The sequence below is a fragment of the Paraburkholderia sp. DHOC27 genome (assembly GCF_003429005.1).
Taxonomy (GTDB): Bacteria; Pseudomonadota; Gammaproteobacteria; order Burkholderiales; family Burkholderiaceae; genus Paraburkholderia.
On the sequence record NZ_QVQV01000008.1, the window covers coordinates 280,403 to 306,437 of the forward strand.

Genomic DNA, 26,035 nt, shown 5'->3' on the forward strand with positions numbered 1-26,035 from the left:
GGATAAAGCCGGCGATGAAGCCGGTGGTTACCAGGTCCTCGACAAGGGACGTCTCGCGCGCACACCGCCGCGCCGCGAGTTCGCTGTAACAGGTACGGACTCTGTCAACGATGCTGACAGAAAATCGATGAATGCGCGAACCCGCGCGCTGGCTTGATGCTGTGGCGCATAGACCGCGTAGATATCCGCGCCTGCGGTGCGGTATTCGGGTAGCACCTGCACCAGCGTGCCGTCGCGCAGATAGCCGCGAATATCCCACTCCGCACGCATCAGGATGCCGTGGCCGTCGAGTGCCCAGCGCACTGCAATCTCGCCGTCGTTGGTGGTGAGGTTGCTGCGCACGCGCACGCTTTCGGTTTTGTGCGCCGCATCCGCGTCGCGCGTCAGACGCCACACGCCGTAGCCATCGCTGCCTTGACGGATGCCGATGCAGTTGTGCAGCGCGAGATCGGCCGGCAGTTGCGGCGCGCGATGCTTCGCCAGATAGGCCGGCGCGGCACACAGCAAACGCCGGTTGGGTGCAATGCGCCGCGCGATCACGCGGGCGTCGGGCGGCTCGCCGAAGCGCACGCAGATGTCATAGCTGTCGTCGCCGAGCGGCGGCGGATCCACGGACAACTCCAGTTGCACGTCCACTTGCGGAAACTCGCGCACGAAGCGGGAGATGACGGGCGCCACATGACTGCGGCCAAAACCGAGCGTGGCATTGACGCGCAGCAGTCCTTTGGGTGTGACCCGCGCGCCGCCAAGCGACTGCTCCAGTTGTTCGATTTCGTCGAGCACGCGCCGCGCGCCAGCAAGGTAGACCTCGCCTTCCGGCGTGAGGCTCATGCGCCGCGTGGTGCGGTTCACCAGCGCGACGCCCGCGCGCAATTCCATTTGCGCCAGGTGCTTGCTGACCGCAGCGGTAGAGAGACCCAGCTCGCGCGCGGCAGCAGTCAGACTGCCACGGCTGGCGAGGACGGAAAAAAACGCGAGGTCGTCGGCCTGGATGGAGGACGTCACGGCTACCCGGATTCTTAACCTGGAGTTAAAGGCAATTCGAGTCTAGCACTGAACGAGCGGGCTGCGGCCGCGCGGCGATGAGGACAAGTACGGATGGCAACGGCGACCACAAATGCTCGCAGCATGAGCGCACACAGGCAGTTTCATTCGCAAAAAGTGAAGATGAAACGCCTTTGTCTCGCGCTCGAGCATTGGTAAGGAAACATGCCGCTTTTTTTAAAAAAACAGCTAAACAAAAATTGTAATCTGCCGTAAAGCAGATGAGCCGTCACCCTTTACCGGCTGGACTAATCATGCTTGGCACATACAACTTCTGGCTGGTGGCGGCATCCTTCGCTGTGGCGACCCTGGCGTCGTACACCGCACTCGATCTCACCGGCCGCATCTCGATGCTCGCCACCTCGCTGCTGCGCCATGCGTGGCTAGTGGGCGGCGCGGCTGCGATGGGCGTCGGCATCTGGTCGATGCACTTCATCGCGATGCTGGCGTTTTCGCTACCCATTCCGGTCGGCTACGACGTTGGACTCACGGCATGGTCGCTCGCCCTTGCGATCGTGGTGTCGTGCCTCGCGCTCTTCGTGACGACGCGCACCAAGGTCACGCTCGGTCATCTCGCGGCGGGCAGCGTGATCATGGGCGTCGGCATCGCCGGCATGCACTACACCGGCATGGCCGCCATGCGCATGCAGCCGGGCATCGACTATCAACCGGGCTGGTTCGCGGCGTCGATCGCCATTGCGATCGGTGCGTCGATGGCCGCGCTGCTGATCGCGCGCCGCCTCGCCGACAACCGCGCCCGCAACGTTCTGCTGGCCCGTTTCGGCGCCGCGCTGGTGATGGCCGTCGCCATCAACGGCATGCATTACTCCGGCATGGAAGCGGCTGCGTTCCCCGTGGGCGCCATCTGCGGCGCGGCGAACGGCGGCATTGATACCACGTGGCTCGGTACAGCCGTGACCGTGCTGACCTTCGCGATCCTGATCGTCACGCTGATGCTGTCGCGCTTCGACGCACGCACCACGTTCCTCGTCAGCGCCGTGTCGCGTCTGAACGGACAGATCGTGCGGCTTGCCACGCTCGATACGCTGACCGGCCTGCCCAACCGCACCACGCTCACGGAGCGGATCGAAGCGGCTATCGAACTGGCGCGCCGCCGCAACAGCGTGTTCGCGATCCTCTTCATGGATCTGGACGGCTTCAAGACCATCAACGATTCACTCGGCCACTCGGCGGGCGACCAGGTGCTGGCCGCGTTTGCGCAACGTCTGCAGATCTGCGTGCGCGCCACCGATACCGTGGCGCGGCTCGGCGGTGACGAGTTCGTGGTGATGGCGGAGAACCTCGGCTCGCGTCAGGACGCGGGGCTGATCGCGGAAGGTGTGCTGGAGCGCATGCGCGAAGGCGTGTGGAACGACAAGGAGCCGCTGCAGGTCATGCCGAGCATCGGCATTGCGCTGTATCCGCAGGACGGCGAGAACGTCGACACGTTGCTCAAGCATGCCGACGCCGCGATGTACGAAGCCAAGCGCGCGGGACGCAGCACGTACCGGTTCTTCGAAGCGAGCATGAACGAAGCCGCGACGCGCACGCTGCAAATCCAGCATGCGCTGCACGAAGCGCTCACGGCCGGTCATTTCTCGCTGAACTTCCAGCCGAAATTCCGTGGCGACAGCAACGAGCTGGCCGGCGCCGAAGCGCTGATCCGCCTCAATCACCCGGTGCTCGGCACGCTGCCGCCCATGGAATTCATCCCGATTGCCGAGCGCTCCGGGCAGATCGTGCAGATCGGCTACTGGGTGGTGCGCGAGACCTGCCGGCAGATTCGCAGCTGGATCGACGAAGGGCTGCCGGCCATGAAGATTGCGATCAACCTCTCGCCGCGTCAGCTTTCGCAGCCGAATCTGGTTTCCTCGATCCTGAAGATCGTCCAGGAAGAAGGCGTTGCGTGCGACCGCATCATGTTCGAAATCACCGAGACCGTGGCGATGCAGGACGCGCCGCGCACGATCGAGATGATTCGCGAATTCCAGACCAGCGGTTTCGAAATCGCCATTGACGACTTCGGCACCGGCTATTCGAGTCTCGCGTATCTGCAGCGCTTCCGCGTCAAGCAACTGAAGATCGACCGCTTCTTTACCAACGGGCTCGATGACAAAACGCCGGAAGGCACGGCGATCGTCTCCGCGATCATTGCACTCGCCCATTCGCTCGATATGGACGTGGTGGCCGAAGGCGTCGAAACCGCCTCGCAGCTCGGCAAGCTCAAAGAGATGATGTGCGACGAAATGCAGGGCTTCCTGCTCGGCAAGCCGCTGGCGGCCGATGCGTTCAGCGCACTGCTGAAGGACCGTGTGGCGTCGGTCTAGTCATTTCAGTTGATGTGGAAGGAGTGCTCCACAGCGTGCGTGGACAGCCTCTCCACGCGTCCATTGCGGTTCAATCTGCTGAAGCAAACGTTTTCCAGGCCGGGAGGCTCATGAAGTTTGATGTAGCGACATTCAATTCGCTGTTTCTGATCACGTTTCTCTGTATGGCGGTGGTCACCACTGCGCTGTCACGCATGTTCAAGGAAGTGGCCGCGTTCCGCTTCTGGGCGGTGTCCTGTGTGCTGACGAGCGCGGCGGCGATGTGTTTCGGCCTGCACGCGGTGTGGCCCACCAAGGTGCTGCTGGTCGCCACGGCCGTGCTGAATCTGCAGGCACGTCTGATGGTGTGGACGGGCACACGCGTGCTGTTCGGCGCCACCGCCTCGCTGCGTGCCGGCCTCGCCACCACGGCATTGTTCGGGGTGCTGTTTGCGCTGCTGCACGCATGGGATGCGCCGCCGCTCGCCCGCGCCGCGCTTCTGATCGTGTTCTTCCTGCCGTGCCGCGCGTTGACGCTGTATGAAGTGTGCCGGCGGCGCCGTCCCGATCTCGGCACAGCGCGTCTGCTGGTATTGGTGGCAAGTGCTTTCGCGACGCTCAACGCGGTCATGCCGCTGACGCTCGTGATGCTGAACCAGGGTCATCTGTCGATGCTGCTCAGCAGCCCGACGCGGACCTCGGCGCTCTACGCGATGGTGTTCGCCAGCGATCTGCTGCTGATGACCGGGTTGATCGTGCTGGCGTTGCAACAGATGATCGTCGAGCAAAACATTCTCGCCAAGCTCGACAAGGGCGCCGCGCGCTATCCCAACCCGGCGCGGCCTGTCATGCGGCCCGACAGCGCGGGCGGCCAGGCGATCATCGTGGAGAGCGTGGCCGGCTGACGCCTCGCGCGCCGCCTCAATCGTATTGCGATTCGACGTCACCGGCCTCGCCGGCAATCATCGTGGCCGCATGCGCCGGATCGCGCCGGGTCAGCTTGCCATCCACCGAGGCACCGCAGTCCATGCGCAACTGCTGGTAGTGGATGTTGCCGGTCACGTGCGCATTGGGCTGCAATTCGACGAAGTGATCCGCGATCACGTCGCCGACAATCTTGCCGTTGACCACCACGTCGTAGCCATGCACGTTGCCCTCGATCGACCCGCGATCGCTCAGCACGAGCAGCGTCTGCGTACCCGCCTTGCCAATCACGTTGCCTTTCACGTGACCGTCCATGCGCAGACCCTCGCTGAATTCGAGGTCGCCGGTCATGCGCACATCATGGGCGATCAGGGTGGCGAGCTTGGTGTGCTGGATGCCCGCGGCTTTCTTCTTGCTGAACATAAAAATCTCTAACTGATGAATGAAAAGGTGCGTCGCATGAAGGGTCGCCGGGCGACGCGCCGGCTCGAATGAAGCGGTGCTCGTTTGCAGGGCGCGCCTCAACGGCGCTTTTTGCCCTGATCGCGCAAAAACAGCAGTTGGGCGTTGAGGCGGCTGGCCTCGGCGGTGGCGGCGTCCGCGGTCTTTTGCACAGCCGCGCGCGCGGTGGATTCCTGCGCGAGCGCGAGGCGGGTCCGCTCCAGTTCGGCTTGCGTACCGTCGGCCGCCAGCGGCGTGCTGACGCAGGCGTCGCGCCGCATCTGCACGTGACGCTGATAGCCATACATGGCAGCGGCACCCACGCCGACGCTGACTGCGCATATCGCGCACCACACGGCGACACGCGCGACGCGCGAGCGCACCGGTTGCAGCGCATAGCTGCCCTGAGCAAGACCGCCCGCCGGGCGGGGCATACGAAGATTAATCATGATGCGTGCCGCTGAAGAGCGCGAGATAAGCGGTGGGATCGACGGGCGCGCCGTTCACCAGCACTTCGAAATGGAGATGCGGCCCGGTGGAGCGGCCCGTGCTGCCAACGTCGGCGACATGTTGACGCGGCAACACGAGATCGCCTTCGTGAACGAGGATGCGGGAGGCGTGACCATAGCGGGTGATGAGCCCGTTGCCGTGGTCGATTTCGACCGCGTTGCCATAGCCATTTTTGACGCCGGCGAAGATCACGCGCCCGCCGGCCGCCGCCAGAATGGCCGTGCCGCTCGGGGCGACCAGATCGACGCCCGGATGAAAACTGAGCCGATGCGTGAACGGGTCGAAGCGATTGCCGAACGGCGACCCGAAACGCGCGCCGTCAGCGGGCATGCGGCCAGGAAATGCACTGAACGCCACTTCATGGACGTTGGCTTCGTGTTCGAGCGCCGACAAGGTCGCGTTGATGCAGTCGAGTTGCTGCTGGGTCGCGGCGGCGTCGTGGGAACGTGCTTGCGCTGTCACTTCGACGCAGGGCCGCGGCGGCAACGACGGGCCGCCTTCGCCGTCGGCGTCGGCGGTGCCCTGCTCGGTCGAACTTGCAGGAACGCCGGCCGCGGCGCGCGGCGTCTTCAGGCGCGCTTCGAAATCACGCAACGTACCGACCTGGCTCGTAAGCCGCTCGATGCGCGGCTCGATCTGCGCCATCGAGGCATTGAGCTTGCCCAGTTGATCAATGGCGTAGTCGTGCTCCACGCGGTTGGCGGGATGCACGCCCACGTTGGCCGGTTCGCGGCCGGGCAGATGCATGCCGACCACCACGCCTAATGCGAGCGCCAGCAGCGAGGTGCCCGCCGCTGCCGCGATGGCGATCGTCAACGCCGTGCGTCGCGTGACAAAGCGGACTTCACCGCGGCTTAGCTGACTGCCCGCACCCAGAATCGAGGACATCAGCGCGCCCTCGTCTGCGGCGCGCGCAATGACAATGGTGACGGCGCCGGCGCATGCGTGCGCCCACTGAAGCGGCGCACGGGCGAAGCGGAAAAACCGGGGGAAAGGCAAACAGAAAGGGGGGACATACAGCGCGAGTCGGCCGGCAGCCGACGTTGGATCAAAGACAAGGGCGTCGATTATCCCCTGACGTTTCCAGACAGCATCCTAAAATAGCCGCCTGCCTCGTCAGACTTCGCGAAGTCGCCCCTCTTCTTCCTCCTCTTCCTCCTCTTCCTCTCTATTAGTTGCTGCAGGCGTCTGGCTAGCGCGCCGCTTGCTCGTGTCAGCCGCGTGCCGCGTTCGTTGCGAATTCGTTGCCGGGCTGTTGCGGATAGGTTTATCCAAAAAAACTTGACTTCTCAGTCAGTCGCACTAATATACGCACCGCGTACATAAATCGAGAAAGAGGTGCCTGCATGAGCGTCCCGCAACAAGCCTTCCTCCGCGACGCCATGCGTCGCCTGAACATGACCCGCGACACCTTCGCGAGCCGCATCGGCGTTTCGCGTCGCGCCCTGGATACGTGGCTCTTGCCGGACGATTCACAGGAATCGCGGGCCATGCCGGAAATCGTCGAGCGCTTTGTCGGGGAAATCGTGGTGAACGGCGAGCCTCGCGAAAACTATACGCAAAGCGTAGACTCGCAGTCGCTGGCGAGCCAGATGCTGTTCGAGGGCAAGCCGCAGCTGTTGTCGGTGGATCAGTTCTCGCGCGATTCCGTGGAAGCGCTCTTTCGCGTCGCGGACATCATGCAGCCCATCGCGCGCCGCCGCAAAATCTCCCGTGTGCTGGAAGGCGCGGTGCTTGGCAATCTGTTCTTCGAAGCCAGCACCCGCACCCGCGTGAGTTTCGGCGCGGCGTTCTGCCGGCTGGGCGGCTCGGTCTGCGACACCACGGGTTTCACGTTTTCTTCGATGGCCAAGGGCGAATCGATTTACGACACCAGCCGCGTGATGAGCGGCTACGTCGACGCGCTGGTGATCCGCCATCCGGAGCAAGGCTCGGTAGCGGAATTCGCGCGCGCCACCAACGTGCCGGTGATCAACGGCGGCGACGGCCCCGGCGAGCACCCGAGCCAGGCGCTGCTCGACCTGTACACGATCCAGCGCGAATTCTCGCGGCTCGGCAAGATCGTGGACGGCGCGCATATCGCGCTGGTCGGCGACCTCAAATACGGGCGCACGGTGCATTCGCTGGTCAAGCTGCTGGCGCTTTATCGCGGCATCAAGTTCACGCTGATCTCGCCGCCGTCGCTGGAAATGCCGGCTTATATCGTCGAACAGATTTCGCGCAACGATCACGTGGTCGAGCAGACGCACGACCTGAAGGCGGGCCTGCGTGGCGCGGATGTGGTGTACGCCACGCGCATCCAGAAAGAGCGCTTCGCCGACGAATCCTTCGAAGGCTACACGCCGGACTTCCAGATCAACCAGGCACTGGTGGACAGCGTGTGCGGCCACGACACGCTGATCATGCACCCGCTGCCGCGCGACAGCCGGCCAGGCGCGAACGATCTGAGCGTCGATCTGAATCACGATTCGCGGCTCGCCATTTTCCGGCAAACCGACAACGGCATTCCGGTGCGTATGGCGATCTTCGCGACGCTGCTGGGCGTCGAGAAACTGGTCCAGCATTCCATGCGTGATGCCGCGTGGCGCCCGCCCGTGTATCTCGGCCCGGACGATGCCGTGTTTCATGGGATCGACTAAGGACTGCTTGAGCGCTGGCTGAAGCGCGTCCAGTCCAGCATCCGGTTTATCACTCCAGCAGATAAACGTATCGGATTTGCTTCGTTGCTCACGGCAGGACACGGCGGTAGATTGGGGCAATGCGCCACGAACGGCGCTCCGCTCCAATCACGCCTTATCCGACCGAAGAGTTCAGTGTGACGATCGCAACCAACCCGTCCGTACGCAGCCAGTCTGCCGCTCGCGCAACGGCTTCCACTCCCGCTCCGCAAGCTATCGAGATTCGCTCTTTCGACGGCGCCGTAGGTGCCGAAGTACTGGGACTCGATCTGAGCCAGCCGCTCAGTGCCGAAGACTTCGCGCGCATTCATCGGGCTCATCTCGATCATCACGTGCTGGTGTTTCGCGACCAGCGCATCACGCCCGAACAGCAAATCGCTTTCAGCCACCGCTTCGGCCCGCTGCAAATCCATGTGCTGCATCAGTTCCAGCTTGCCGGCTATCCGGAAGTGCTGATCGTCTCGAACATCGTCGAGAACGGCAAACCCATCGGACTCGGCGACGCCGGTCACTTCTGGCACTCGGACCTTTCATACAAGGACAAGCCGAGCCTTGGCTCAATGCTGCATGCACAGGAGTTGCCAGCAGAAGGCGGCGACACCTTGTTCGCCAACATGCATCTGGCGTGGGACACCTTGCCGACTCATCTGCGCGATGCGGTAGCCGGCAAGTCTGCCGAGCATACCTATCTGTCGAAATACGCGGAGTTGCAAAAGCGCAGCCCGTGGCGCCCGAATCTCTCAGCCGAGCAGATCGCCGAGGTCAAACCGGTCGTACATCCGGTCGTGCGCACGCATCCGGAAACGGGACGTAAAGCGTTATTCGTCAGCGAGCATTTCACGACCCGCATCATCGGCATGCCGGAAGACGAAAGCCAGCAACTGCTGGCCGAACTCTTCGCGCATAGCGTACGCCCCGAGCACCTGTACCGGCATGTATGGGCGGAGCACGATATGGTGTTCTGGGACAACCGCTCGCTGATGCATCTCGCCGCTGGCACGCCCGATCATTTGCGGCGCAAGATGTACCGCACGACGATTGAAGGCGACGTGCCGTTCTGAGTGCGGGCTGGTTGTCGCTTGGCTTTGCCCCGCCATGCCTCACTTCCCCGCAGGCGGCGTCCATATACGTATATCCGTTGCCTTCAGCGCGGCCGGAATCAACCCCGCCGCCAGATACGTGTCCGCGATACGCTGCTGTTCGGCAAGTTGATCGCGCTTCACCGGCACGATGTCATAGCTGCGCCGGCTATTGGCCAGTTCGACCGTCGGCGCGGGAATATCGCCCCACAAGGGCCCGAGAATCTGTGCAGCGTCCTGCGGGTGTGCCTTGACCCACTTGCCGGTCTCGTTCAGTTCGTCGAACACCACGCGCAACACGTCCGGATGTTTTTCCGCGAACGCGGTAGTCGCCGTGTAGAAGCGGTTGTACTGCGCGATACCGTTCGTGCCATCTGATATCACACGCACATGCGCTTCGCGCTGCTGCGCGGCGAGGAACGGATCCCAGATCGCCCACGCGTCCACATTGCCACCACGAAACGCGGCGAGCGCGTCGGGGGCTTCGAGGTAGCGCACCTGAATATCGTTGATCGTGAGGCCTGCTTTGGCGAGCGCAGCGAGCAGCAGGAAATTGCAGCCCGAGCCTTTCTGCACAGCCACGCGTTTGCCCTTCAAATCCGCGATTGAATGAATCGGCGAATCGGGCGGCACGATGATGGCCTGCGCGCTCGGTGCCGAGGTTTCTTCCGCGTAATACGTCAGCGGCGCGTTAGCGGCCTGCGTGAACAGCGCGAACGCATCGGCGACGTCAGCGTGCAGATCGACGCTGCCTGCATTCAACGATTGCAGCAGCCCCGTCGAAAACTCATGCCAACTCACATCGTAGCCGAGCGGCTTCAGTTTCTTTTCCAGTTCGCCGGTGCGCTTCAACAGAATGAACAGCGTCGACGAGCGTTGATAGCTGATGGAGATGGTCTCATTGGCCTGCGCGACGTTGATCGACAACATGCCGGCCAACACCGACGCGCAGACAGCGAACCGGCGCCAGTTCCAAAGCTCAGACAGAACGATAAAAATGCGGCGCATAAGGTCTTTCGTGAGTGAGCGAAGCCTTTGACTATATAAAGAATCGCTCCCACATCAAATACGCATTTCAACAATGGATATCCACATAAATTGGAACGTGTGGTCATGCCGGCATGCGACGCGTCAGGCATCATCTATGTTTGCTTTGGCACACCTGATTTTGTGGAGGTTTAAGCATCATGCCGACATCTACCGCGCGCTTCGGCATCTGGGCGCTCGTGCATGGCAGCCGCGCGGCCTTGCAGGATCCCGACGAGCCGTACGACGCTTCGTGGTCGCGCAACAAGGCCCTCGTGCTCGAAGCCGAACGTCTTGGCTACGATTCCGTACTCGTCGCGCAACACACCATCAATCCACATCAGCCCGAGCTGGATCAACTGGAAGCGTGGACTGCGTCCGCTGCATTCGCGGCGCTTACTGAGCGTATCGAGATCATCACCGCTATCAAGCCTTATCTGTACCACCCGGTCGTGCTGGCGAAGATGGCACAACAGATCGAGCACATCAGTGGAGGACGTTTTGCGATCAACCTCGTGAACGCGTGGAATCGTCCCGAACTGGAACGGGCCGGCATTGGCTTTGCCGAACACGATGCGCGTTACGCGTATGGCCGCGAGTGGATCACCGTGGTGGATGCCCTGTTGCGCGGCGAGCGCACGCGCTTTCACGGTGAGCACTTCAACATTGACGACTATCTGCTGCGCCCCGCCGATCCATTCCGCAGCCGCCCGCGCATTTACGTCGGCGGCGAATCGGAACCGGCACGTCAATTGGTCGCGGACAAGGGCGACGTGTGGTTCATCAACGGTCAGCCGCTGGATGACGTGCAAAAGCTCATTGCGGAAGTCGCCGCGCGGCCACGCCCGGGAGCGCTGCCCGAGCCGTTGCGCTTCGGTCTATCGGCGTTCGTGATTGCACGCGAAACCGACGAGGCCGCCCAACAGCATCTCGCGCATCTGTTCGACCTCGCCGCCAAAGACACGCCGTTGCGTCAGCAACAGAAAGCCAATATCGACCCCAAAGCGGTGATGTTCCAGACCTTCGCGCAAACGCCGCGCGTGGGATCGAATGGCGGCACGGCAGCAGGTCTGGTTGGAAGTTACGACACGGTCGCGCAACGCATCGCCGCATTTCATCGATCGGGCATCGAGCTATTCATGCTGCAATTTCAGCCCTTCGAGGCCGACATGCGTGGTTTCGCTGCACACGTCATCCCTCGCGTCAAGGCATTGAGCGCCTAAAACGTGGAGGTTCGTGCGCAACGCGCACTGCCGGCGTGGCCGAACCGATCTGAGCAAATATGCGAAGATAAGCCGCGTGATTCATCTGGCAAACGGCGAGCCTTATTGCGCTCGCCGGCTCCCTTCTTCGTGTTTCAGGAAACGCTCTCATGACGACATCGAACCCGCGCACGTCCGAATACCCGATCGACAATCAGTTTCTCGATCGCTGGTCACCACGCGCCTTTACGGGCGAAGCCATTCCCGAAGCGACGCTGCTGACGTTTTTCGAAGCGGCGCGCTGGGCGCCTTCATGCTTCAACTCGCAACCGTGGCGCTTCATTTACGCAAGGCGCGACACCGAACATTGGGAGCGCTTCCTCGGCTTCCTCAACAGCTTCAATCAGGGCTGGGGGCAGCACGCGTCAGCTATCGTCATCGTCCTGTCCAAAACCACTTTTGCTGCGCCGGGCACCACTGAAGAGAAGCCCGCCCCCACGCATTCGTTCGATGCGGGCGCGGCATGGGGTTATCTCGCGCTGCAAGCCAGCTTGTCGGGATGGCACGCGCATGGCCTGGGCGGCATCGAGCATGACAAGATCCGCAAGGAACTCGCGCTTCCCGACAACTATGCGATCGAAGCAGGCGTCGTGATCGGCAAGCTCGGCGACAAGAGTTCGTTGCCCGAAGCATTGCAGGCGCGTGAAGTTCAGAGCCCGCGCAACCCGTTGTCCGCCATTGCCATAGAAGGCCGTCTCGTACCTTGAGTTGCTCGCGCTGTAGCGGTCAGCTACGCGCTGCGGCCACATCAAAGACGGCTCTCCTGCAGGACTATTCATATATTCCGCGCTGGATTAAGCAACGCACGGAAAAGTGTTTGCCACAGGCGAGCCGTCTACTTAGCATGCACGGATTCTCCACTCCATGTAGACCGTGCACCATGAACAAACGCCGTATGCTCAAAACCGCCCTCGCCACCGTTTTGCTCGGTGTCGGCGTTGCTGCCTCGCAGATCACGTTCGCTGATCCGCAAACCATTCGCGTGGGCATCATGTCCGGCGAAGACGAAGACGTCTGGCGCGTGGTCGCGGCCAATGCAGCTAAACAGGGCCTCGCGATCAAGGTCACGACCTTCTCCGATTACACGCAGCCTAACGAGGCGTTGTCGGAACACGATCTCGACGCGAATTCGTTCCAGCACAAGCCCTACCTCGACGCACAGATCAAGGCGCGCGGCTATACGATCGTGCCGGTGGGATACACCTACGTGCAGCCCATCGGTCTGTACTCGCGCAAGGTGAAGTCGGTGGCCGATCTGCCGACGGGCGCCACCGTTGCCGTGCCGAACGATCCGAGTAACGAAGGCCGTGCGCTGCTTCTCCTGCAATCGCAGCATCTGATCACGTTGCGTCCCGATGTGGGTCTGCTTCCCACAGCGCGCGATATCGCCAGTAATCCGAAGCAAATTCACATCAAGGAACTCGATGCGGGTATCGTGGGCCGGGCCATCGGCGATGTGGACGCGGCCGTGATCAATACCGACTGGGCCGTGAAATCGGGCATCAAGATTCCGCAGGAGCGGATTGCACAGGAACCGATTGCGGGCAGCCCGTATCGCAACCTCCTTGCAGTCAACACGAAAGATGCCAACGCGCCCTGGGTGCATGCACTGGTTGCGAGTTATCAGCAACCCAACGTCGCCGCCGAAATTCTCAACGTCTATCACGGCGTGACGATTCCGGCATGGGACGGCGCACCGCATTAAGCGTAAAACCGTCCACCGCCGTAGCGTCCTCTCGGGCGCTACGGTCCCGACAACGCCTCATCAAGCTATTTCCAGCGGCGCACGCCACGTCTGCGGACCGCTCCACGTCAGACCATTCACACGCTGCTGCTCCGCCCTCGCGCGTGCCTGCATCAACACCGCGCCAATAGGACCGCGCAGCGGCACATGCCGCCCACCCGCAGCAAGCCGCCTGAGCATCTCGGCGAGCGTTCCATCGGCCTGCCATTCGTCGAAGCGCCGGCAGCACGTGGGACGCGACGGATACCAGCCAGGCAGACTGGCCCAGCCGCGTCCCGTGGATAACGCCCACAGCACTGCATTCACGACTGTGCGCGTGTCCGCACGCGGCCGCCCCGCCCTCGCAGGCGGCATGCTTTCCATGAAGAACAGACCTTCAATCAGGGCCCATTCGTTGTCGCTCAAATCGTCAAAAGCAGTCATGTCATTTCTCAATGCAACGTGAACGGACCCACAGAAAGCAAACGCGCTCATGCAGGTTCTGGCACACGTTCACACCGCCTCAACCGTCTGGCGCCGGAAACTCGCCGCTGCGTGGCGTGCCGGCAACTGGTCGCCCTGCGCAAACAGTTTGTGTCGCAAGGTACCATCGGAATAGGCGGTTTTGTAGAGCCCACGGTTCTGCAATTCCGGCACCACGAGATCGATGAAATCTTCATAGCTTTCCGGCACCACCGTACGGCTCAGATTGAAACCGTCGACGCCAGTCTCTTCAACCCACGACTGCAGTTCATCCGCCACTTGCGAGGCGCTGCCCACGATGGCCGGATAGCGCCCGCCGAGTTCGAACATCTCCAGCAGCTTGCGACGCGTCCAGCCGTGCTGCTTTGCCGTGCGTGTGGCCGATTCGATCGCATTGGTGGGCGCGTAATCCACGGGTGCATCCAGATCGTATTGCGCGTAGTCGATGCCCGTGCTCGCCGCGAAGTGCGCGAGCCCCGCCTCGCGGCTCGCATAGCGCAGATAGTCCGCGTATTTCTCGCGCGCCTCGCGTTCGGTCGTGCCTGCCACCACCGCCGCGCCCACGAAAATCTTGACGTCGTCCGGTTGACGCCCCGCCTCGACCAGTTGCTCGCGCAAGGTTCGCACCGTCTCGCGTCCCACGGCGCGGTTCGGCGGCGAAATGAAAACGCACTCCGCGTGACGCGCGCCGAAACGCTGACCGCGCCCGGAACTACCAGCCTGGAACAGCACCGGCGTGCGTTGCGGCGACGGCTCCGCGAGGTGATAGCCCTCCACGTTGTAATACCGTCCTGCATGCTTCACCGGATGCACCTTCGCCGGGTCCGCGTAGACGCGCCCTGCCTTGTCACGCCGCACGGCATCCTGTTCCCAGCTGCCTTCCCACAACTTATAGAGGAGTTCCAGGTACTCGTCGGCACGGTCGTATCGTTCGTCATGCGGCAACTGTTCGTTCAGACCCATTGCGCGCGCTGCGCTATCCAGATAGCCCGTCACGATGTTCCAGCCAATCCGGCCTTGCGTCAGATGATCAAGGGTCGAGAAACGCCGCGCGAGCAGATACGGCTGTTCGTAGGTGAGATTGACGGTGACGCCAAAGCCGAGATGTTCGGTCACGGCCGCCATTGCCGACACCAGCAGCGTGGGATCGTTGACGGGAAGCTGAATCGACTCGCGCAACGTGACATCCACGTTGTGCTGATAAATATCGTAGACGCCGACGATATCGGCGAGGAAGAGCCCGTCGAACAGGCCGCGTTCGAGCGTGCGCGCGAGCCCGGTCCAGTAGGGCAGAAGCCGGTAATCAGCGGAACGGTCACGCGGATGCGTCCACAAGCCGTGATTGATGTGGCCCACGCAATTCATGTTGAACGCGTTGAGCAGGATCTGCTTGTTGGCCATTACAGCGCTCCATGCCGCGGCGGCAGCTTGTCGTTGAGATAGAAATTGCCGACCGCGTGATACTTCCAGCGCACCGGATCATGCAACGTGTGCGTGCGCGCGTTGCGCCAGAAGCGGTCGAGCCCGAGTTGATCGAGCGTGGCCGCCGTGCCTGCAAGTTCGAACAGGCGCGAGCCGGCGTCGAGCGAGACCGTCGTGGTCAAGGCGCGCGCCTCGGCCACGGCAATGGAGGCCTCGGCTACCGAACGATCGGAAGGCTGCGCCTGAGCGGTGTCGGTGATGCGACCGGCGCGGCGCAGCGACGCTTCCGCTGCGCGCAGCCTTACCGCGAGATCGCCAAACTGTGCGATGGTCAGCGGGTCGTCGCTGGCGCGCTCGACTTTCGCGTCGATCCACGGCCGCGAACGCTCGCGCACGAACGCCAGCGCCGCCGCGAATGCGCCGCGTGCCTGGCCGAGATCGATCGCGGCGTGCATGATCTGCGCAACCGGGCCGATCGTCGTCGCGTGCTCGAAGGAAACCTGAAACGGCACCACCCATTCCGGCTCGACACGCACGTGTTCGAACTGCACTGAGCCGCTACCGGTAACGCGCTGGCCGAAGCCGTCCCAGTCATCCGTCACGGTCACACCGGGCGTTTCGCGCGGCACAAACGCCAGATACGTGACGTCGCGGCCGTCGTCGTCCGCGACCACCAGCGTCGGAATCCAGTGGGCGTACAACGCGCCGGTGCAGTAAAACTTCTTGCCGTCGACAAACCAGCCATGCTCCGTGCGCGTCAGACGCGTGCGTCGTTGAAAATCCTTGTGACCGATCTCCGCTAGCGCATTGCCAAAGCGCTCGCCCGCCAGCACCCGTTCATAGAAAAAGCGCTGCTGTTCGAGACTGCCGCCCACGCGCAGCACCTCGAGCGCGTAGAAATGGTTTTGCGGAATCTGGCCGAGCGAACCGTCGGCGGCGGAAATGGTGGCGATCACTTCAGCGAGCGTGCCGTTGCGCACACCCGGCCCGCCAAATTCACGCGGCACGGTAATCGCCCACAGTCCGCTTGCGACGAAGGCGTCGAGTTCGGCCCACGGCAACCGCCGCTCGCGATCACGCAGCGCCGCTTCCGTTGCGAAGGTTTCAGCGAGCGAACGTGCCACGCGTAACGCATGCGCATCGTCCACGATGCGTTGGGGTGTGCACGGCACATGCGCTTGATCGGGCGCGGCCACTTCCGCAGTATCAATAGAAAGGTCGAGGCTCATGGGTCAGTTCCACGAATGCCGCGCAGGCAGCGCGTGATTCAGGTGATAGTTGCCTAGCAGATGCAGTTTCCAGCGCACCGGATCGTGCAGCGTATGCGTGCGTGCATTGCGCCAGTGGCGGTCGAGGTTGTGAGCCGCGCGTGTCGCGGAAGAACCGGCCAGTTCGAAGAGCTTTTCGCTCGCTTCGAGCGCGATGCGCGTGGTCAGCACCTTGGCCTCCGCAACGGCCACCGACGCCCGCGCGCTCGCCGCGGCATCCAGGGTCTGTGTGGCGAGTTCATCGAGCGTCGCTGCGGCTTCGAGCAACACCTCATGCGCAGCGTGCAGGTCGATCTGCAAACGGCCGACATCCGCGATGATGTACGGGTCGTCCGTGGCGTGCGTCAGCCCGGAGTCCACCCACGGCCGGGCGCGTTCGCGCACGAACGTGATGGCATCGGCCACGGCAGCCTCCGCGATGCCCTGGTCGATCGCCGCCTGGATCAGTTGCGAGGTGGGACCGAAGAGACCGGGGCGATCCGCGAGTTGCCAGATTGGCAGCACGTCCTGCGGATCGATGCGGACGTTCTCGAACGTGACCGTCCCGCTTGCGGTCGTGCGTTGACCGAACGAACTCCAGTCGTCGATCACGGTGAGGCCTTCGGCGTCGCGCGGCACCCATACCTGCACCGCACGTCCTTCGTCATCCGTGGCGCGGGTCGGTACGCGATGCGCGAACAGTGCGCCAGTCGAGTAAAAGCGCTGACCATCGAGACGCAAACCGTCGTGCGTCTGGGTGAGCCGCGTAGTGCCTTGCAGGATTGTCGCAGCAGCGGCCGAGCGGCGTTCCGGTCCGGCATTGCCGAGCCGCAGCCCCGCCAGCACTTCGCCATACAAACGTGCTTTCTGCTCCGCCGTACCCGCCTCGCGCAATAACCCCAGTACCCCGAAATGATTTTGCGGAATCTGCCCGAGTGCCGGATCGGCTGCGCACAAAATGACGAACACTTCCGCGAGCGTTGCATACGACACATCGGCGCCGCCATATTCGCGCGGCACCGTGATTGCGCCGAGTCCGCTTTCGGACCATTGTTGCAGTTCCGCCCACGGCAGCAAACGATGGCGGTCCCGCTCAGCCGCGCCCCCGGCGAAACGCGCCGCCAGTTCACGCGCCGCCGCCAGTGCTTCGGCGTCGTTGGCAATGCGCCGCACCTGCGCCGGATCGGGTAGACGCGGCAGCGGCAATGCGGTGGAGGAAGATTCAGGAGTGGACATGACGACCCGGATAAACAGAAGGAAGGTCCGCGTTGACTGCGTGGCAGACCTTCGCGGTTAATACCTGCGACAAAGGCCCAAGCTCACGCCAGAACAGCGTCCTTCACGACGATCTTGCGGGGAATCAGCTTCAGTTCGTAGAACGTGTCCGCAATGCGCTGCTGTTCGGCCAGCACGTTTGCGTCGACCGGTTTGTAGACATGCGCGTAATGTTCGAGGCCCGCCTGAATGATGCCGGCGTCGAGCCCCTGGACCGGCGCGAGTTGCGCGGCCGCGGCGGCCGGATTTTGCCGCACCCACTGGCCTTGCTTGTTGAGTTCCTCCATCACGATCGCGATCACGTCCTTGCGTTTTTGCGCAAACTCACGCTGACTCAGGAAGAACTCGTGATGGCTGGCCACCCCCTGGGCGTCGGCCAGCAGGCGTGCATTGCCCTGCTGCTCGGCACCGGCGAGGAACGGATCCCACACGGCCCATGCGTCGATTGCGCCACGCTCCAGCGCTGCGCGGGCATCGGCCGGGGCCAGAAAAATTGGCTGGATATCGGTGTAGTCGAGACCGTTCTTGCGCAGCAACGCCACGATAAACCAGTGCACGTCGGAACCGCGATTGAAGCCAACCTTCTTGCCCTTCAGGTCGGCCACCGTCTTGATGGGCGAATTCTTCTGCACCACTACGCCTTCCGCGTGCGGCGTCGGCACTTCGTAGGCGGTATAGACGAAGTCGGCGCCCGCCGCCTGCGCAAACACCGGCGGCGCCTCGCCGACATAACCGAAGTCGATCGCGCCCACGTTCAGCCCTTCCAGCAATTGCGGCCCCGCCGGAAATTCATTCCACGTCGCCTTCACGCCGAGCGGCGTCAGACGCTTGTCGAGCGTGCCGTTTGCCTTGAGCAACAGCAGCGTGCTGGCGGACTTCTGATAACCGATCCTGAACTGGTCGGCCTGATACTTCGCAAAGGCCGGCACGGCAGTCACGGCGAGCGTCGCGCCCAACGCGGAGAGGAACGAGCGGCGGCCCCGGTGTGTGGTGTGGTTCATCTTGGTGCGTCCAGTGGATGACGAATGGGCGGGTCCGCGAACGGCCAGCCTCATGGGACGGTGGAAACGCATGGTGCGTCCATGCACGCTTCCAGTTGAACCAAAGATGCTACGCGCCGCACTCCACGCGTAGAAGTGATCTTTCGCGTTAAGCAAATCGCAGGGCGTGATAAGCGGTGAGCGCGGCCCTAACGCATCACGTTGCGAAGAATCGATTTTCCGGTCGCGGCAGCCCGAGATTCTCCCGCAGTGTTTTGCCTTCGTACTCACGCCGGAAAAGGCCGCGCTTTTGCAGCTCGGGCACGACCTTGTCGACGAAATCGTCGAGGCCGCCTGGCAGATGGGAGAACATCACATTGAAGCCGTCCGAGCCCTCTTCCACGAGCCACTGCTCCATCTGATCGGCAATCGTCGCAGGCGTGCCGACCATCTCCAGACCCGAGTAGCCGCCAATACGCTGGGCCAGTTGACGGATCGTCAGCCCGTCGCGCTGCGCCCATTCGATCACCCGCTGGCGCGCGGTGCGGCTCGCATTGGTTTCCGGAATCTCAGGCAGCGGGCCATCTGGATCGAAGCCGGACACGTCATGCCCCAAGGCAATCGACAACGATGCCAGCCCGCTTTCGTAGTGTACGAACGTGTCGAGTCGTGCGCGGATTTCACGTGCCTCGTCCAGTGAATCGCCCACCACCACGAACGCCGCCGGCAGGATTTTCATGTGGTCGCGCGCGCGGCCGATCTTTTCCATGCGGCCCTTCACGTCCGCGAAAAAGCGTTTGCCGTCTTCCAGCAAGGTCTGCGCGGTGAACACGACCTCTGCCGTTTCAGCGGCAATCTGACGTCCCGCCTCCGACGATCCCGCCTGCACGATTACCGGCCAGCCCTGCACGGGGCGCGCGATGTTCAACGGTCCACGTACCGAGAAGTAGTCGCTCTTGTAGTTCAGCACGTGCAGCTTTTGCGGATCGAAGAAAGTACCGCTGGCGGTGTCGCGGATAAACGCGTCGTCGGCCCAGCTATCCCACAGGCCTGTCACCACGTCGAAAAACTCACGCGCGCGACGATAACGTTCGTCGTGCTCCATATGTTCGTCGAGCCCGAAGTTGAGCGCTGCATCGGGATTGGACGTGGTCACCAGATTCCAGCCCGCACGGCCCGCGCTGATGTGATCCAGCGAGGCAAAACGGCGCGCCACGTGATACGGCGCGTCGAAGGTCGTGGAGGCTGTGGCGATCAAACCGATTCTTTCCGTCACCGCCGCGAGGGCGGGCAGCAAGGTCATGGGTTCGAACGAGGTCACCGTGTGGCTGTGCTTGAGCGCGTCGAGCGGCATGTTGAGCACGGCAAGGTGATCGGCCATGAAGAACGCGTCGAAGCGGCCACGTTCGAGCGTCTGCGCAAAACGCTTCAGATGCTCGAAGTTGAAATTGGCATCGGGATAGGCCCCCGGATATCGCCACGCGCCGGTATGAATCGTCGTGGGACGCATGAAAGCACCGAGGCGAAGCTGACGTGACATGGGGCGATCTCCGTTGCAGAAGGATCGCCCCAGTGTAATCGCACTTGCCACGCGTTGCTGGCGCGGTGCCGCCATGCCGAAAAGCCCTTTATTCAGGCGGGATTTCGAGCGGCACGACAAACATGCCAGCGGTGTATTCCATGTGGAAATAGCCCACGCGGGCATACGCGGCGATGCGCTCCAGCCGCTCCGGCGACTGGCAACGGTGTACTGCCGTGACTGCGAGTTCGGCGGCAAGCCCCGGCGTCGCCTCGGCCCATTTTGACAGTTGCCCGATGAGGCTGCGCACGGGATGCCGCAGTCCGTCCCGGATAAGCGCCGCAGAAGATGTGGCCATGTGACCTCCGTCGATTCATCGCTATACGAACGAATCTAGTCACACCGATACGCAAGCGCAAACAAGCAATTGTGGATTGGATTTCGCAAAATGCCGTATCTACGCGGGCAGCGTTTAAACGCAGCGCGCCCGCTCGAGCGGCTTCAGGCGGTTTCAGGCGTCTTTCGCAAAACGTGCCATCGTGAAAGGAGTGAGATCCATCCGGCTCGCACCTTGCGTGATCCGCTCAGCCAGCGCTTCGCCTATCGCACTGGCAAACTTGAAACCATGCCCCGAGAAACCGCTCGCCACGTGAACATGGGCACAATCGGGCAACCGGTCGATGATGAAATGCTCATCCGGCGTCACATCGTACTCGCAGGTCTTGCCCATGCGCAGCTTGCCGGCACGCGGCAGATACCGCTGCAGGAAGCGCTCGAGTTCAGGCAGATCATCGGGTTCATCACCGAAGGAAACGAGGGCGGCGTCTTTAGAAACGGCCTGGCCGCCGTCGTGGCGTCCCACTTTCAGACCGCTGCCGTCCAGATTCGGGAAGCCGTAGTACTGGCCCATTTCCGACGACACGGCGAAGCCAGGAAAAGCCTCTGCGGCAAACAGGTCCGCAGGCACATCGAACCATGCGAAGGTCTTGCGCATGCGCGTCACCGGCAGCCGCACACCAAAGCGTTCGAGCAACGCACCGGTCCATTTTCCCGCGCAGACGATCAGATGCTGACCACTAAAACGCTGGCCCTGGTCAGTCACGATGCTGACCCCACGCTCGCCCTGCAACTCGATTCCCGTCACCTGGGTATGGGTGCGCAGCGTCGCGCCCAGTCCGACCGCCAGCTTGCGGTAGCTTCTGACAGCGTGCTCGCAATACAGCACGCCCGCGTTGGGCTCGAAGCTCACCGCCTGTTCGCGTGACAGCTGCCAGGCGGGCCAGCGGTTCATCGCCTCACGTGCATCCAGCGCTAGCACGTCAAGATCATATTGTTCCGCGCTGCGCTGCACCTCACGCATGAAGGAACTCTCTGCCGGTCCAATATTGACGATGCCGGTGCGCGCAAAAATGGGCTCGTCCGTTTGCTGCTCTAGTTCCCGCCATAGCTGCTGGGCGCGCAAGGCGAGCGGCACGTACGCCGCGCCTTCGCCATACGCGTGACGGATCAGGCGCGTGCTGCCGTGATGCGAGCCCGTGTCATGCGGCGGGTCGCCGGCATCGAGCAACAGCACTTTCTGCCCCGCCTTGCTGAGGAAATAGCCCGCTGTCATGCCCATCGAGCCGGCGCCGACAATCACGGCGTCGAAGCACCGGTTGCTCAAATTCAGATCGTTCATAGGAAAGTGTCGTGTAAGCGAGGGGAATCATACCGTCGTCGCCCGTTGTCCGTTGTCCGTTGTCCAGCTATCGGAACATCCATAGCACAAATTCTTGGTTTGCCGCGCCGGGCCCCATCACTACACTCGTTCCCATCTTGTCATTACAAGTTGGTCATGGCTAAAACGAACCTCGTGCCCCTCAATCCTCAGCCGCTCTACGCGCAGATCAAGGAGGCGTTGCGTGCGCGCATTCTGGACGGCACCTACGCGCCGCACAGCCAGATGCCTTCGGAGTACGACCTGTGTGCCATGTTCGACGTGAGCCGCATCACCGTGCGTCAGGCGTTAGGCGATCTGCAGAAGGAAGGTTTGCTGTTCAAGCTGCACGGCAAGGGCACCTTCGTCTCCAAGCCGAAGGCCTTTCAGAACGTGACCTCGCTGCAGGGCTTTGCCGAAGCCATGTCCTCCATGGGCTACGAGATCGTCAATCAGTTGCGCAGCTTCCGGATCGTCAAAGCCAACCCGCAGGTTGCGGCAAAGCTCAATCTGCCGGAGGGCGCAGCCGTTGCCGAGATTCATCGCATCCGTCTGCTGAATCGTGAACCGGTTTCGCTCGAACTGACGTGGGTACCCGAAGCCTGGGGCAAACGCCTCGCCAACGCGGATCTCGCCACACGCGACATCTTCCTGATTCTGGAGAACGACTGCGGCGTGCCGCTCGGCCACGCCGACGTGGCTATCGACGCGATTCTTGCCGATGACGACATCGTCGACGCGCTGCGCGTCGAGGAAGGCAGCCCGGTGCTGCGCATCGAGCGTTTGACGCACGACGCGTCGGGCGTGCCGATCGACTACGAATATCTCTACTTCCGTGGCGACGCGTTCCAGTACCGGCTGCGTACCGATCGTCAAAAGCCGCGCCAAAAGTCACGATAAAAGTCACGTTAAATGCCACGTTAAATGCCACGACAAAACGCCAGGAAAACCCAATGAATACGCATGTACTCGAATACGACGTGGTGGTAGTAGGCGGCGGCACCGCCGGTCCGATGGCTGCCGTGAAGGCCAAGGAGCGCAATCCAAACCTGAAAATCCTGCTGCTCGAAAAGGCCAACGTCAAACGTAGCGGCGCCATTTCAATGGGCATGGACGGTCTGAACAATGCGGTCATTCCCGGCCACGCAACACCCGAGCAATACACGCGCGAGATCACCATTGCGAACGACGGCATCGTCGATCAGGAAGCGGTCTACGCGTACGCAAAGCACAGCTTCACGACCATCGAGCAGCTCGACCGCTGGGGTGTGAAGTTCGAAAAGGACGGCACCGGCGACTACGCGGTGAAGAAAGTGCATCACATGGGCTCGTATGTCTTGCCAATGCCCGAAGGCCACGACATCAAGAAGGTGCTGTACCGTCAGTTGAAACGCGCGCGCATTTCGATCACTAACCGCATCGTCGCCACGCGTCTGCTCACCGATGCGCAAGGGCATGTATGCGGCGTGCTCGGTTTCGACTGCCGTACCGCGGATTTCTACGTGGTGCGCGCCAAGGCCGTGATTCTTTCGTGCGGCGCCGCGGGCCGACTCGGTTTGCCGGCCTCGGGCTACCTGATGGGCACCTACGAGAACCCGACCAATGCCGGCGACGGCTACGCGATGGCGTATCACGCGGGTGCGGCGCTGGCGAACCTCGAATGCTTCCAGATCAATCCGCTCATCAAGGACTACAACGGTCCCGCCTGTGCCTACGTGACCGGTCCGCTCGGCGGCTTTACGGCGAACGGCAAGGGCGAACGCTTCATCGAATGCGACTACTGGAGCGGTCAGATGATGTGGGAGTTCTACCAGGAACTGCAGAGCGGCAATGGTCCCGTGTTCCTGAAGCTCGATCATCTGGCGGAAGAAACCATCCAGACCATCGAGCAGATTCTGCACACCAATGAGCGTCCAAGCCGGGGCCGTTTTCACGCGGGTCGCGGCACGGACTACCGTCAGCAGATGGTCGAAATGCACATCTCGGAGATCGGCTTTTGCAGCGGCCATAGCGCCTCGGGCGTGTATGTGAACGCGCGCGCAGAGACCACGGTGCCGGGTCTCTATGCGGCCGGCGACATGGCAGCGGTACCGCATAACTACATGCTGGGCGCGTTCACGTATGGCTGGTTTGCGGGCGAAAACGCCGCTGAATACGTAGCAGGCCGCGAGCATGCGGCCGTGGACGAACAACAGGTCGCCGCGGAACGTGCGCGAGTCTATGCGCCGCTCGAACGCGCCGATGGACTCGCACCCGCACAGGTCGAATACAAGCTGCGGCGCATGGTGAACGACTATCTTCAGCCGCCTAAAGTCACGCGCAAGATGGAGATCGGCCTGCAACGCTTCGCCGAAATTGCTGACGACATCGACGCGCTCAAGGCCACCAATCCGCACGAGCTGATGCGTGCCGCTGAAGTGCGCGCGATCCGCGATTGCGCGGAAATGGCCGCACGTGCCTCGCTGTTTCGCACCGAAAGCCGCTGGGGTCTGTATCACCATCGCGTCGACTATCCGCAGCGCAACGACGCCGACTGGTTCTGCCACACGCATCTGCGCAAGGACGAAGCCGGCCAGATGATCAGCGAGAAACGCGCGGTCGAGCCGTACGTGGTGCCGCTTGCCGACGACGAACGCACGGCCTACGAGAAGCTGCGCATTCGCGAACCCGACGCGCTTGCCACACTCGCCGCAGCAATTTAAGCGCACCGTTAAGAGAGAAACGAGGACCTGCCATGAGCTTCACCCCACATGAAATTTTTCAGCGCAGCAGCGCGCCGGTCACGATCGACGAAAACCTCTGCATCGCGGATAAAGGCTGCACGGTATGCGTCGACGTGTGCCCGCTCGATCTGCTCGCCATCGACATGAGCAAGGGCAAAGCCTTCATGCAGTTCGACGAATGCTGGTACTGCATGCCGTGCGAGCGCGATTGCCCCACTGGCGCAGTGAAGGTGGAGATTCCTTATCTGCTGCGCTAAGCGCGCCTGGATAACCTGCGCTTGGATAACCCTTTAGCTGCTGTTCTTTCGCTCATCGATTGCTTTCATGCGAACCCTTTGCTCATGACCGTGCCGCCTTTAATAGTCCCATCCGACGCCGAATCCGCCGCGCTGCTGGCGCGCCTCGCCGCCGACGATGCCGCCGTGCGCCGCATCGCCTTGCTCGATATCGCCGATCTGGAAGAGCCCGATCTGTTGCCCGCACTGGTCAGCGCCTTGCGCGACGACCCCGCCGCCGAGGTGCGGCTCGAAGCGGCACGCGTACTCGCCGCATGGGAACAGGAGGAGATCGTCGAAGCGCTGTGCGGCGCATTGCTCGACGCGGATAGCGACGTGCGGGCCGCCGCTGCGCAGAGTCTGTCGGAACTGAAGGACCCAGCGTCCGGAGCGGTGTTGCGCCGCTGGGTGGAGCGTCCCGAACCGTTCGTGCGAACCGCCGTACTGCGCGCACTGCGTGAATTGCGCTTCGCCGATGCGTTCGATCCCGCCCTGCACGCGCTGACCGACGTCACGCCCAGCGTGCGGCTTGAAGCGGTGAGTGTGCTCGGCTGGCTCAAGGACGCGCGCGCCTTGGCGCCGCTCGCCGCCCTCGCCACCGGCGACGCCGAAACCGAGGTACGCCGTACCGCCGTCGGCGCGTTAGGCTTTGCGCCCGTGACGCACGAAGGCGCGACCGCCGCCCTGCTCGGCGCGCTGCGCGACCCGGCCTGGCAGGTCCGCGAGGAAGCGGCCACGACCTTGGGCAAGCTGCGCGCCCCGGCGGCGCGTGACCCGCTGGTCACCACGCTCGATGACGACTACTGGCAGGTCCGGCTGCGTGCCGTTCGCGCACTCGGTCAGTTGGGCGACATCAGCGCGGCACGGGCGGTGGCTCCGTTGCTCACGCACTCGATCAGCAATCTGCGTAAGGAGGCCGCGCTCGCACTAGGCGAACTGCGCGATCCCGCTACGTTGCCCGCCCTGCGCGATGCCCTCGACGACCGGGACCCCGACGTGCGTAAAGCCGTTCGCATTGCGTTGCAGCAGGTGGAAGGCGCGGCCGTATGAACGCCCCTCGTGAGATCGTCACGGACGCCAGCCAGCGCGTGCTGACGCTGCGCTGGGACGACGGGCGCGAGCAGCGTCTCCCGCACGCGCAACTGCGCCGAGCCTGTGCCTGCGCCGAGTGCCGCCGCCTGCGTCTCGACGGCCGGGAAGTACCTGCCGCCCCGGACATCAGCCTGCTCGACGTCCAGCTGATGGGCTACGGCGTCCAGCTCGTCTTCAGCGACGGCCACGCCCGTGGCATCTATCCCTGGCGCTATCTGGCGCAGATGGACGCGCCGGGCTAACCTCGCCGTTGCCATGCCGATGCTAGCTCGCCGCTTGCTTGAAGCCACGGTCATTAACTGCGATCGGGCAATCCGTGGTACTTTTCCC

Annotated in this window: 25 protein-coding genes; 12 read left to right on the forward strand and 13 right to left on the reverse strand. The window is 62.7% G+C overall.

All coding sequences use genetic code 11. From position 1 onward, the window contains the following. Positions 1-27 precede the first annotated feature (27 nt). Positions 28-1,005: a LysR family transcriptional regulator gene (locus D0B32_RS25250; RefSeq protein ID WP_117337024.1), complete on the reverse strand. Its 978-nt coding sequence runs from the start codon at positions 1,003-1,005 to the stop codon at positions 28-30. Between the two features lie 293 nt (positions 1,006-1,298). Here D0B32_RS25250 and D0B32_RS25255 point away from each other — a divergent pair, with 293 nt between their 5' ends. Both D0B32_RS25255 and D0B32_RS25260 read left to right on the forward strand, forming a co-directional pair. Further along, positions 1,299-3,371, forward strand: a complete 2,073-nt coding sequence (locus D0B32_RS25255) for a bifunctional diguanylate cyclase/phosphodiesterase (RefSeq protein WP_117337025.1) — start codon at positions 1,299-1,301, stop codon at positions 3,369-3,371. A gap of 110 nt (positions 3,372-3,481) precedes the next feature. Next, entirely contained in the window at positions 3,482-4,255 is a 774-nt protein-coding gene (locus tag D0B32_RS25260; protein ID WP_117337026.1) for a hypothetical protein, read from the forward strand. A 16-nt stretch (positions 4,256-4,271) separates the two neighbouring features. On the opposite strand, the gene D0B32_RS25265 is transcribed toward D0B32_RS25260, so the two are convergent. The 3 genes from D0B32_RS25265 to D0B32_RS25275 form a co-directional block, all read right to left on the reverse strand. Continuing rightward, positions 4,272-4,697: a polymer-forming cytoskeletal protein gene (locus D0B32_RS25265; protein ID WP_117337027.1), complete on the reverse strand. Its 426-nt coding sequence runs from the start codon at positions 4,695-4,697 to the stop codon at positions 4,272-4,274. A 98-nt stretch (positions 4,698-4,795) separates the two neighbouring features. Further along, the gene (locus D0B32_RS25270; RefSeq protein ID WP_117337028.1) at positions 4,796-5,164 is read right to left on the reverse strand and encodes a hypothetical protein; all 369 of its coding nucleotides are present in this window, start codon (positions 5,162-5,164) and stop codon (positions 4,796-4,798) included. Further along, positions 5,157-6,113 (reverse strand): M23 family metallopeptidase, encoded by a 957-nt coding sequence (locus D0B32_RS25275; RefSeq protein ID WP_117337189.1) that lies wholly within the window; start codon positions 6,111-6,113, stop codon positions 5,157-5,159. Before D0B32_RS25275 ends, D0B32_RS25270 begins: the two co-directional genes overlap by 8 nt. A gap of 458 nt (positions 6,114-6,571) precedes the next feature. On the opposite strand from D0B32_RS25275, the gene D0B32_RS25280 reads away from it, so the two are divergent. Beyond that, positions 6,572-7,864 carry an aspartate carbamoyltransferase gene (locus D0B32_RS25280; protein ID WP_117337029.1) on the forward strand — a complete coding sequence of 431 codons (1,293 nt, stop codon included), beginning with the start codon at positions 6,572-6,574 and terminating at the stop codon, positions 7,862-7,864. A gap of 176 nt (positions 7,865-8,040) precedes the next feature. Beyond that, positions 8,041-8,964, forward strand: a complete 924-nt coding sequence (locus D0B32_RS25285; protein WP_259295133.1) for a TauD/TfdA family dioxygenase — start codon at positions 8,041-8,043, stop codon at positions 8,962-8,964. Positions 8,965-9,003: 39 nt separating this feature from the next. Here the strand turns inward: D0B32_RS25285 and D0B32_RS25290 are convergent, their stop codons facing one another. After that, the gene (locus D0B32_RS25290; protein ID WP_259295134.1) at positions 9,004-9,912 is read right to left on the reverse strand and encodes an aliphatic sulfonate ABC transporter substrate-binding protein; all 909 of its coding nucleotides are present in this window, start codon (positions 9,910-9,912) and stop codon (positions 9,004-9,006) included. 257 nt (positions 9,913-10,169) lie between these two features. On the opposite strand from D0B32_RS25290, the gene D0B32_RS25295 reads away from it, so the two are divergent. The 3 genes from D0B32_RS25295 (at position 10,170) to D0B32_RS25305 (ending at position 12,975) form a co-directional block, all read left to right on the forward strand. Then, entirely contained in the window at positions 10,170-11,231 is a 1,062-nt protein-coding gene (locus D0B32_RS25295; protein WP_117337032.1) for an LLM class flavin-dependent oxidoreductase, read from the forward strand. A gap of 149 nt (positions 11,232-11,380) precedes the next feature. Next, complete coding sequence (locus tag D0B32_RS25300; protein WP_117337033.1) at positions 11,381-11,977, forward strand: nitroreductase family protein; 597 nt, start codon at positions 11,381-11,383, stop codon at positions 11,975-11,977. Between the two features lie 188 nt (positions 11,978-12,165). Beyond that, positions 12,166-12,975 carry a MetQ/NlpA family ABC transporter substrate-binding protein gene (locus D0B32_RS25305; protein WP_404935594.1) on the forward strand — a complete coding sequence of 270 codons (810 nt, stop codon included), beginning with the start codon at positions 12,166-12,168 and terminating at the stop codon, positions 12,973-12,975. Between the two features lie 60 nt (positions 12,976-13,035). Here the strand turns inward: D0B32_RS25305 and D0B32_RS25310 are convergent, their stop codons facing one another. From D0B32_RS25310 to solA, 8 genes are all read right to left on the reverse strand, one after another. Further along, on the reverse strand, positions 13,036-13,437 hold the full coding sequence (locus D0B32_RS25310) for a transposase (protein WP_181969901.1): 402 nt from the start codon (positions 13,435-13,437) through the stop codon (positions 13,036-13,038). A 69-nt stretch (positions 13,438-13,506) separates the two neighbouring features. Next, positions 13,507-14,877, reverse strand: coding sequence for an LLM class flavin-dependent oxidoreductase (locus D0B32_RS25315; RefSeq protein WP_117337036.1), 1,371 nt, complete (start codon positions 14,875-14,877; stop codon positions 13,507-13,509). Beyond that, positions 14,877-16,127, reverse strand: coding sequence for an SfnB family sulfur acquisition oxidoreductase (locus D0B32_RS25320; RefSeq protein WP_117337037.1), 1,251 nt, complete (start codon positions 16,125-16,127; stop codon positions 14,877-14,879). The genes D0B32_RS25315 and D0B32_RS25320 overlap by 1 nt, the downstream gene beginning before the upstream one ends. Positions 16,128-16,130: 3 nt before the next feature. Beyond that, complete coding sequence (locus D0B32_RS25325) at positions 16,131-17,381, reverse strand: SfnB family sulfur acquisition oxidoreductase (RefSeq protein WP_117337038.1); 1,251 nt, start codon at positions 17,379-17,381, stop codon at positions 16,131-16,133. An 83-nt stretch (positions 17,382-17,464) separates the two neighbouring features. Next, complete coding sequence (locus D0B32_RS25330; RefSeq protein ID WP_117337039.1) at positions 17,465-18,421, reverse strand: sulfonate ABC transporter substrate-binding protein; 957 nt, start codon at positions 18,419-18,421, stop codon at positions 17,465-17,467. Positions 18,422-18,617: 196 nt separating this feature from the next. Continuing rightward, a complete protein-coding gene (locus D0B32_RS25335) occupies positions 18,618-19,940 on the reverse strand; it encodes an LLM class flavin-dependent oxidoreductase (protein ID WP_117337040.1) in 1,323 nt (440 codons plus the stop codon). Between the two features lie 88 nt (positions 19,941-20,028). Beyond that, positions 20,029-20,277: a hypothetical protein gene (locus D0B32_RS25340; protein ID WP_117337041.1), complete on the reverse strand. Its 249-nt coding sequence runs from the start codon at positions 20,275-20,277 to the stop codon at positions 20,029-20,031. Positions 20,278-20,430: 153 nt separating this feature from the next. Continuing rightward, positions 20,431-21,597, reverse strand: coding sequence for an N-methyl-L-tryptophan oxidase (gene solA, locus D0B32_RS25345; RefSeq protein WP_117337042.1), 1,167 nt, complete (start codon positions 21,595-21,597; stop codon positions 20,431-20,433). A 156-nt stretch (positions 21,598-21,753) separates the two neighbouring features. Between solA and D0B32_RS25350 the strand changes: the two genes are divergently transcribed. The 5 genes from D0B32_RS25350 to D0B32_RS25370 all read left to right on the forward strand — a co-directional run bounded on the left by D0B32_RS25350 (position 21,754) and on the right by D0B32_RS25370 (position 25,947). Further along, positions 21,754-22,515 (forward strand): GntR family transcriptional regulator, encoded by a 762-nt coding sequence (locus tag D0B32_RS25350; protein ID WP_117337043.1) that lies wholly within the window; start codon positions 21,754-21,756, stop codon positions 22,513-22,515. A 53-nt stretch (positions 22,516-22,568) separates the two neighbouring features. Further along, positions 22,569-24,317, forward strand: coding sequence for a fumarate reductase/succinate dehydrogenase flavoprotein subunit (locus D0B32_RS25355; RefSeq protein ID WP_117337044.1), 1,749 nt, complete (start codon positions 22,569-22,571; stop codon positions 24,315-24,317). A 32-nt stretch (positions 24,318-24,349) separates the two neighbouring features. Further along, positions 24,350-24,595: a ferredoxin family protein gene (locus D0B32_RS25360; protein ID WP_117337045.1), complete on the forward strand. Its 246-nt coding sequence runs from the start codon at positions 24,350-24,352 to the stop codon at positions 24,593-24,595. Between the two features lie 84 nt (positions 24,596-24,679). Beyond that, positions 24,680-25,663, forward strand: a complete 984-nt coding sequence (locus tag D0B32_RS25365; RefSeq protein ID WP_117337046.1) for a HEAT repeat domain-containing protein — start codon at positions 24,680-24,682, stop codon at positions 25,661-25,663. Next, complete coding sequence (locus D0B32_RS25370) at positions 25,660-25,947, forward strand: DUF971 domain-containing protein (protein ID WP_117337047.1); 288 nt, start codon at positions 25,660-25,662, stop codon at positions 25,945-25,947. The genes D0B32_RS25365 and D0B32_RS25370 overlap by 4 nt, the downstream gene beginning before the upstream one ends. The last annotated feature ends 88 nt before the right edge of the window (positions 25,948-26,035 follow it).

What these genes read in the sequence shown, in the direction of transcription:
- D0B32_RS25365 (WP_117337046.1), top strand. Translation starts at nt 24,680, where the DNA reads ATGACCGTGCCGCCTTTAATAGTCCCATCCGACGCCGAATCCGCCGCG.
- solA (WP_117337042.1), bottom strand. Translation starts at nt 21,597, where the DNA reads ATGAACGATCTGAATTTGAGCAACCGGTGCTTCGACGCCGTGATTGTC.
- D0B32_RS25350 (WP_117337043.1), top strand. Translation starts at nt 21,754, where the DNA reads ATGGCTAAAACGAACCTCGTGCCCCTCAATCCTCAGCCGCTCTACGCG.
- D0B32_RS25290 (WP_259295134.1), bottom strand. Translation starts at nt 9,912, where the DNA reads ATGTTGTCGATCAACGTCGCGCAGGCCAATGAGACCATCTCCATCAGC.
- D0B32_RS25355 (WP_117337044.1), top strand. Translation starts at nt 22,569, where the DNA reads ATGAATACGCATGTACTCGAATACGACGTGGTGGTAGTAGGCGGCGGC.
- D0B32_RS25280 (WP_117337029.1), top strand. Translation starts at nt 6,572, where the DNA reads ATGAGCGTCCCGCAACAAGCCTTCCTCCGCGACGCCATGCGTCGCCTG.
- D0B32_RS25340 (WP_117337041.1), bottom strand. Translation starts at nt 20,277, where the DNA reads ATGGCCACATCTTCTGCGGCGCTTATCCGGGACGGACTGCGGCATCCC.
- D0B32_RS25370 (WP_117337047.1), top strand. Translation starts at nt 25,660, where the DNA reads ATGAACGCCCCTCGTGAGATCGTCACGGACGCCAGCCAGCGCGTGCTG.
- D0B32_RS25270 (WP_117337028.1), bottom strand. Translation starts at nt 5,164, where the DNA reads ATGATTAATCTTCGTATGCCCCGCCCGGCGGGCGGTCTTGCTCAGGGC.
- D0B32_RS25325 (WP_117337038.1), bottom strand. Translation starts at nt 17,381, where the DNA reads ATGTCCACTCCTGAATCTTCCTCCACCGCATTGCCGCTGCCGCGTCTA.
- D0B32_RS25300 (WP_117337033.1), top strand. Translation starts at nt 11,381, where the DNA reads ATGACGACATCGAACCCGCGCACGTCCGAATACCCGATCGACAATCAG.
- D0B32_RS25265 (WP_117337027.1), bottom strand. Translation starts at nt 4,697, where the DNA reads ATGTTCAGCAAGAAGAAAGCCGCGGGCATCCAGCACACCAAGCTCGCC.
- D0B32_RS25275 (WP_117337189.1), bottom strand. Translation starts at nt 6,113, where the DNA reads ATGTCCTCGATTCTGGGTGCGGGCAGTCAGCTAAGCCGCGGTGAAGTC.
- D0B32_RS25310 (WP_181969901.1), bottom strand. Translation starts at nt 13,437, where the DNA reads ATGACTGCTTTTGACGATTTGAGCGACAACGAATGGGCCCTGATTGAA.
- D0B32_RS25320 (WP_117337037.1), bottom strand. Translation starts at nt 16,127, where the DNA reads ATGAGCCTCGACCTTTCTATTGATACTGCGGAAGTGGCCGCGCCCGAT.
- D0B32_RS25295 (WP_117337032.1), top strand. Translation starts at nt 10,170, where the DNA reads ATGCCGACATCTACCGCGCGCTTCGGCATCTGGGCGCTCGTGCATGGC.
- D0B32_RS25360 (WP_117337045.1), top strand. Translation starts at nt 24,350, where the DNA reads ATGAGCTTCACCCCACATGAAATTTTTCAGCGCAGCAGCGCGCCGGTC.
- D0B32_RS25330 (WP_117337039.1), bottom strand. Translation starts at nt 18,421, where the DNA reads ATGAACCACACCACACACCGGGGCCGCCGCTCGTTCCTCTCCGCGTTG.
- D0B32_RS25305 (WP_404935594.1), top strand. Translation starts at nt 12,166, where the DNA reads ATGCTCAAAACCGCCCTCGCCACCGTTTTGCTCGGTGTCGGCGTTGCT.
- D0B32_RS25335 (WP_117337040.1), bottom strand. Translation starts at nt 19,940, where the DNA reads ATGTCACGTCAGCTTCGCCTCGGTGCTTTCATGCGTCCCACGACGATT.
- D0B32_RS25260 (WP_117337026.1), top strand. Translation starts at nt 3,482, where the DNA reads ATGAAGTTTGATGTAGCGACATTCAATTCGCTGTTTCTGATCACGTTT.
- D0B32_RS25315 (WP_117337036.1), bottom strand. Translation starts at nt 14,877, where the DNA reads ATGGCCAACAAGCAGATCCTGCTCAACGCGTTCAACATGAATTGCGTG.
- D0B32_RS25255 (WP_117337025.1), top strand. Translation starts at nt 1,299, where the DNA reads ATGCTTGGCACATACAACTTCTGGCTGGTGGCGGCATCCTTCGCTGTG.